The sequence below is a fragment of the Paenibacillus sp. MAEPY2 genome, from assembly GCF_000499205.1.
Taxonomy (GTDB): Bacteria; Bacillota; Bacilli; order Paenibacillales; family Paenibacillaceae; genus Paenibacillus; species Paenibacillus vandeheii.
In genome coordinates, this window is the sequence record NZ_AWUK01000054.1 from 1 (window position 1) to 8,053 (window position 8,053).

The 8,053-nt window shown below is 49.5% G+C and carries 2 protein-coding genes; both read left to right on the plus strand.

The window, feature by feature from the left end:
- Positions 1-2,426, plus strand: a 2,426-nt coding sequence (locus P364_RS0131725) for an SDR family oxidoreductase (RefSeq protein WP_024634027.1), incomplete at its 5' end; no start/stop codon positions are given.
- A 108-nt stretch (positions 2,427-2,534) separates the two neighbouring features.
- On the plus strand, positions 2,535-8,053 hold a 5,519-nt coding region (locus P364_RS0131730; RefSeq protein ID WP_024634028.1), incomplete at its 3' end, for a beta-ketoacyl synthase N-terminal-like domain-containing protein.

Genomic DNA, 8,053 nt, shown 5'->3' on the forward strand with positions numbered 1-8,053 from the left:
CGCGTCGAATCAGTCTGCCGACGTATCCGTTTGCTGCCGAACGTTACTGGGTACCTGAACCTCCTGTCACAGTAGAACAGAGAAGCAAAGTAAAACAATATACAGACGTACCTATTTTACATCCGCTTGTACATTGCAATACGTCCAGCTTTGGTTTGCAACGATATGCAAGTACGTTTACGGGCGAGGAAACGATTTTGGCCCATCATCAGGTACATGGAGAGAAATGGCTTCCTGGTACAGCCTATCTGGAAATGGCCAGAGCGGCGGTTCAGCAAGCTGTTGGACTTTTCGATGATTCGTTGCAGGTACGATGTATTCAGAAAGTCACATGGATGACGCCTCTACAGGTTGATCAGCTGGTTGATGTTCTAATCGAACTTAAACAGCAGAATGATGAAATCGTAGGTTTCGAGATCTATAGCTTCACTCATGGATCTGAGCAGCTCAAACGAACACATTGCAAGGGTTCTGTTCTGCTGGGGGGAATACAGGCATCCGTTCAACCAACCGGAAATAAACCTTGGCAGGTTGAGAAGGCAGAACGTGTCCTTACAGGTAAGGAATGTTATTCCCTGTTTGACGGATTGGGTCTATCCTACGGGCCCGCCTTTCAGGGACTTACACAGCTGTTCATCCAGGATCATCAGGTTTGGGCACAGTTGCGGTTGTCTCCGGCAGCCGGACACACAGAGCAATATGTAATGAATCCATATTTGCTTGATGCGGCGTTCCAGACCTCCATGGGTCTTTTGCTGAAGCAACATGTGGAGGAGGGCCGAAGTGCTGATTCAGTGCCACTGCCATTTACACTAGATCAGCTGGAACTCTTGCATCCTTGCACAGAAGAGATGTGGGTGCGAGTCCAACGGATGGATTACCCTTCTGGAGCACAGGGGCTGATCAAGTTTGGGATTGAAATGTATAGTCCAGACGGAAAGTTATGCATTCGAATGACAGAAATGGCATGTAAAGCTCCGTCAGCGGATAGGCTTCCTTTATTTCAAAATCCGTTGACGACCCAGGGTACACCCCCTGTTGGGCATGTTCTGATGACACCCGTATGGAGTGTATTTACGCCCGAAGAGGCAGCGCTATCGCTATCAGCTAGTAACAAGGTGCTCATCATCAGTGACAACGATACAAGCCATAAAGAAGCCCTGAAATTATATCCGGGTGCAATGCACATGATGCCCCAGAATAGCCTAACCGGTTGGAAGGACAGCCTGTCGGAGTTTGCTATTCTGGATCATATCGTATGGCAGGCTCCATCTCCCGGTAATGTTAGCATGGCAGATCATTCGATTGTTGTGGGACAGGAGCAGGGAGTGCTTCAGTTATTCAGAGTGATCAAGACTCTGCTAGAGCTTGGTTATGGTAACCGAAGCTTGAGTCTGACCATCATTACGACCAATGCGATCCCCACCTCCCCGGTGGACGAGATTAACCCTACTCATGCAAGCATTCATGGTTTTGCGGGCTCTTTGGCCAAAGAGTACTCCCGGTGGAACATAAAGCTGCTCGATCTGGAACATGAGGTTGACTGGGTGGAGACCCAAATGCAAGAACTTCCTTGGGACGCGCAGGGAAATGCCTATGTATTCAGGGATAACGAGTGGTTTCGTCAGGAGCTGCTCCCGGTAAACGTGCACAATGAACATGCCATCCAGCATGCTTATCGTCAAGAGGGCGTATATGTGGTCATCGGCGGGGCAGGTGGTATTGGCCAGGTGTGGAGTGAATACATGATGCGGGAGTACAATGCGCGTATTATCTGGATCGGGCGCAGGGAACCGGATTCGATCATTCAACGTGGTCTGGAGCATTTGGCATCCCTTGGCAGTGCTCCCGAGTACATTGTGGCAGATGCAACAAATGGAGATTCCCTCCAGAAGGCCTATGAACAGATCAAGAGAAGACATCCCCATATTCATGGCGTAATTCATTCAGCGATCGTACTGCAGGATCAGAGTATCGCCAATATGGAGGAGGAACGTTTTCGGGCTGTCTTATCTGCAAAAGTCGCTGTAAGTGCAAGCATGGCTCAGGTATTTGGACAGGATGACCTCGACTTCATGCTGTTTTTCTCATCCTTTAATTCATTTACCAGATCCCCTGGGCAAAGCAATTATGTGGCTGGCTGCACCTTTAAGGATGCGTTTGCTCATCAGCTTGCAAGGGAGCGTGCCTATGATGTCAAAGTCATCAATTGGGGCTATTGGGGAAGTGTAGGGAGTGTAGCCTCGGAAGAGTACAACATGCTTATGAGTAATGCCGGTATCGGTTCCATTGAAGTACCTGAAGCCATGAAAGCGCTGGAAATCCTTTTGACAGGATCACTGGATCAATTGGGACTTGTCAGAACGACTAGACCCCTTTTCATGCAAGAGCTGAACCTGAACAAAGTTGCTTCCCTGAATATGTAACTGAAGAAAGTATTGACGGGGCATGAACCGTCTTCACGGTATGGGGTAGCAGCAGAGGATTAATGTTTCTGATGAATGGGCATCTGCCACCACAGGGAGGTTAAAACAATGGATGATCAGGTGTATATTCCGATTACAACACATATCCCCGAGGGACTTCGCAGTGAGACAGATGAGTTACACGGGTGGCTTGTCGCATTATTATCAGCAGAATTACATGCAATGGGCTTATTTGAAAAAAGGTACTCCAGCACCAGGGAATGGTTAGAGAAAAACGGGATACCCGTTTTGTTTCATCGCTGGATGGAAGAGTCACTTGCTGTGTTAGCGAAAGAAGAGGGGAATAGCGGTGCAGACGGGCAGTCCTTCACCACCTTCGAGAATGTGTGGCAGAAATGGGATGAAGCTAAACAGCAATGGCTTCAGAAGGGTCACCTTCGAGCCCAGATCCTTTTGGCAGAAACGGCATTAAAACACCTGCCTGATATTCTTCGGGGCCACAAACAGGCGACGGATGTTCTTTTCCCCAATTCAAGCATGACACTTGTCGAAGGCATATACCAAAACAATCCCATTGCCGACTATTTCAATGAGGTTCTGGGATCACAACTTATAACAGTTATTGAAGAAAAAAGAAAAAAGAATGCAACCATCCGGTTGAGAATTATTGAATTTGGCGCGGGTACCGGCGGAACCAGTACCCCTGTGCTGGATAAGCTCAGACCGTATGCGCAGTACATTGAGGAATATTGTTATACAGATATCTCTTCCTCTTTTCTGTTGCAGGCAGAGCAGCGTTATGGGAATGAGTACCCTTATGTGACCTACAGAAAAATAGATGTTACCAAACATTTGACTGATCAATCGATTGATGAAGCTGTCTATGATATAGCAATTGCGGCCAATGTGCTGCATGCCACAGCCAATATTCGTCAAACGCTCAGACATATCAAAGCATCTCTTAAAAAGCAGGGGCATTTGCTCCTGAACGAGATAACCGCTAATACACTTTTTGCCCATATTACATTTGGTTTGTTGGAGGGCTGGTGGTTATACGAAGATGAGGCGCTGCGTATTCCGGGCTGCCCTGGCCTCACACCTAAAACATGGAAAAAGGTGCTTGCTCATGAGGGGTTCAGAAATGTTCGCTTTCCGGCATTGGACGCTGAAGAGTGGGGGCAACAAATCGTTGTATCCCAAAGTGACGGCATCATTATACACGAAATAAAGCAGAGTCCTGCATCTCATCCTGTACAGACACAAACAAGAGCGATTCCTGAGATGGAGTGGAAGCCCAGTTCGTCCTCCGTTATGGAGACTGGAAACATGCAGCATCAGCCGCCGGCAGGGGATATTCCTGATCATGTAATCCGCGATCATATTATTATGGTCATCCGGGACAGCATAGAGATATCCCTTAAAATGAGCCAGGACCGGATCGACAATCATCAAAGTTTCTCTGAATATGGCGTCGATTCGATTGTTGCCGTGAATCTGGTCAATCTCATTAACGAGCAATGCGGAATAGTGATGCAGACTACAGTGCTGTTCGATCATAACACGGTTCATGGCTTAAGCAAGCATATGCTGGAGCAATATCGACAAGAGATTGTGGCGCACATGCTGCCTGCCCCGGCTGTTACATCTCCACAGAGGAAAGACGAACAAGCCATCATTATGGACATGAGCAGCGATAATCATACGACTGAGAAGTCTGCTGTGCATAGGAATGAGGATCGGTTGCCAGTTCGGGATGAGAGGATTAATCCTAATTCCACTTGGGCAAGCACAATGGTAGATATCGAAAAGCTGGGATCTAATTTCGAAGGTGCATATTATCGATTGCTGCTGGAGAAACCTGGCGAACCGGAACAGCTACAACTGATTCAGGATCATTCCCGTTCACTCCAACCAAATGAAGTACAAATTGCTGTACATGCTTTTTCACTTAATTTTGGAGATCTGTTATGTGTTAGAGGGCTGTATCCGACGATGCCCCCTTATCCGTTTACACCTGGCTTTGAGGTCAGCGGAGTCGTCGTTCAAACAGGTTCCGAGGTCACAGACCTTCGGATTGGTGATGAAGTGATTGCCATGATGGGTGAGGAAATGGGTGGGCATGCCAATATGGTGATCTGTCCGGCAGCCCACGTTGTACCCAAACCGAAAAAATTAACATTTGAAGAAGCTTGCTCACTTCCTGCTGTCACCATGACCATGCTTGATGTGTTCCACAAAGCGAAACCACAGCCAGGTGAAAAAATATTGATTCAGACGGCTGCCGGAGGGACAGGCCTTATTGCCGTACAGCTGGCCCAGTACTATGGTCTGGAAATCTATGCCACAGCCGGTTCAGATGTGAAACTGAACTATCTGCAACAACAGGGTGTGCACCATACCATTCAGTATGTGGAGCAGGATTTTGCCAAGGAGATCCACCGTCTTACGAATGGTCAAGGCGTAGATATTGTCATCAATACTTTATCGGGTGATGCGATTCAAAAGGGGATGGCTTGTCTTGCTCCCGGTGGCAGATATATTGAAATTGCCATGACTGCCCTCAAATCAGCCAAAAGTATTGATTTATCCTTATTATCGAACAATCAGGCGTTCTACTCGGTAGATTTGCGACGGATGGCTTTTCGTGATCCTTCTATAATTCGAACCTATATGAAGGAAATGGCGATCCTAATTGACCAGAACATCGTTCGTCCGACGATATATGCCACCTACCCTTTTCAGCAAGTGAAAGAAGCATATAAGGCGATGGGAAACCGCAGTAATATAGGCAAAATTGTGGTACATATCCCTGAAGCTCAACGCTTTAAGCCGTATTCAGCTAAGCCATGGGAGCAAAACGTTGTGGTAGAAGAGGCCACAATGGATCAAGAAACACCGTCCGTCCGAGAGGAAATAGCGATTGTTGGAATCAGTGGCCGATTTGCACAAAGTCGCAATCCTGAGGAGTTATGGCAACATTTGCAAGCCGGGCATGATCTGATTGGAGAGGTGAACCGTTGGGATCTGGACGCTTATTACGCTGATCAGCATTCCTATTGTCGACATGGCAGCTTTATAGAGGATTTTGATCGTTTCGACCCTCTGTTTTTTAACATATCCGGTGTGGAAGCCACCTATATGGACCCTCAGCAGCGCATTTTTTTGGAAGAGTCCTGGAAGGCGCTTGAAGATGCCGGTTATGCTGGCAAAAAGGCCGAGGGCCTTCAATGTGGTGTCTATGTAGGTTGCAGCGGCATGGATTATCAAAGCATATTTGGACATGAGGGCCCTCCACAGGCTTTCTGGGGGAACGCCAATTCGATTGTGCCTGCGCGCATCGCCTATTACCTGAATCTGCATGGTCCCGCCATTACAGTGGATACAGCCTGTTCCAGTTCATTGGTGGCCATTCATCTGGCCTGTCAGGGGTTATGGACCGGCGAGACGAATATGGCCCTTGCTGGAGGCGTATTCATCCAGTCCACCCCTGGATTCTACATTGCTTCCAATCGAGCGGGAATGCTGTCTCCAACAGGAAGATGTCATACCTTTGATGAAGCAGCGGATGGTTTCGTTCCGGGAGAAGGCGCAGGGGTGGTTATCCTGAAAAGGCTCAGGGAGGCGCTGGCTGACGGTGATCAGATTTATGGAGTCATTCGAGGGAGCGGAATAAACCAGGATGGGTCCACCAATGGAATTACTGCTCCCAGTGCGAAATCCCAGGAACGGCTTGAGCAGAATGTATATGAGACTTTTAATATTAATCCTGAACACATCCAACTGGTTGAGGCCCATGGGACAGGGACCCGGCTGGGAGACCCGATTGAGTTCAATGCATTGACGCAGGCGTTCAGAAAACATACGGACGGAAAACAGTTCTGTGCGATCGGCTCGGTAAAAAGCAATATCGGTCATACGGCCACGGCAGCCGGAGTAGCGGGGTTGTTTAAAATTATGCTGGGGATGCGTCACCAAAAAATAGCCCCCTCCATTCATTTTCATCAACCCAACAGCCAGATCGCCTTAAGTGACAGCCCGTTCTATATCCCTACAGCCACGATGGAATGGAAAGCCGGATTAAGTGGCAGAAGATGTGCTGCAATCAGTTCATTTGGTTTCAGTGGTACGAATGCCCATATGGTCATTGAGGAGGGACCGCTGCGATCCAGACCGTCCAAGCCGATGCCGGGGTATTTGATTGTACTTTCCGCTCGTACCGCCGAACAATTGCGTCAGCAGGTTGAACAATTTACCGCCTACGGAAGACAATTGCCGGAACTGGATTGCGGTAACCTGAGCTACACCCTGTTATTGGGACGCAAACATATGGATTTCCGCCTCGCCTGTGTGACCCGAAGTCTGAATGAAGCGATGACTTTACTTCAGCGCTGGTTGGAAAAAGGAAGTGCACCACAGGTTCGGGTTTCACAAGGAACACCGGACACTTCACGTGAGCACTCCTCATTGCAGCGATATGGGAATGAATGTTTGCGGAGCTGCCGGAAGACGACACATGCAAGCGAATATTTAGAACATCTGGGTACTGCAGCGGATCTGTATATCCAGGGATATGAACTTGATTATGATCTGTTGTTTGAACAGGGTCTCTATCGGACCATTTCACTACCCACCTATCCATTTGCCAGAGAACGGTATTGGGTGGAGCACGAAGAAATGAATCAGTCAGCGGTAACAGAAAAACCAACCACGGTTAAACCATCAAATGAGCGCATATTACTGCACTCTATGCTGCACCACAACCGTTCGGATTTGCTGCGAGGTCAGTGGTACAGCAGTCAGTTTAATGGCAAAGAGCCCTTCCTGAGCGATCATGTGGTGCAGGGACACCAGCTGCTTCCGGCTGTCGTTCAGCTGGAAATGGCCCGGGCAGCAGCGGCGCACGCAGCGAATTGGCCTCCGCGCACGCACAGTCTGCTGCTGCGCCATGTAATGTGGAGCAGGCCTCTCGTCGTTGGAGAGGAGCCTGTGGAGGTTCATCTCGTGCTTGAGGCCGAGGCTGATGGAAGCCTGTCCTATGAAATAGGGGCAGCGTTATCAAATGAGTCTGGCGAAGCGGTGTATAGCCAGGGAAGTGTAAGTGTGGGACGGCCCCTTGCAGAAGCGGGGCAAAGTCTGGATTTGCAGGCTGTGCGCAGTAGGTGTACGCAGGGAGAGATCAGCGGGGCAGTCTGTTATGAGACGTTTCGGAAACTGGGTCTGGAGTACGGTCCGTCCCATCAGGCGATTGTCGAACTACACTGGGGGACGGACGAGGCTTTGGCGCAGCTTCGTCTGCCGCAAGCTCTCTTCGAAGGGCAGGCGGACACCGTGCTGCATCCGGGGATGGTGGATGGTGCCTTGCAAGCGTCCATCGCCCTACTGGCAGGAGATCAGATCGCGGAAGTGCTGAGTTCGGGAGGCGAGGCAGGCCTGGAGGGCACAGCCCTTGCGAGCACAGCAGAACGGTATGGGAACTCGCCCGCTTCCGCTCCGCTGCCTTTTGCGCTGGAGGAGGCGGAAGTGATGGCCCCTTGCCAGGCGCACATGTGGGCGGTAGTGCGTGTTCGCCCCGAGCCAGCGGCATCGTCCGATGCGGAGGCGAGGGTCCGTAAACTGGATCTGGAGTT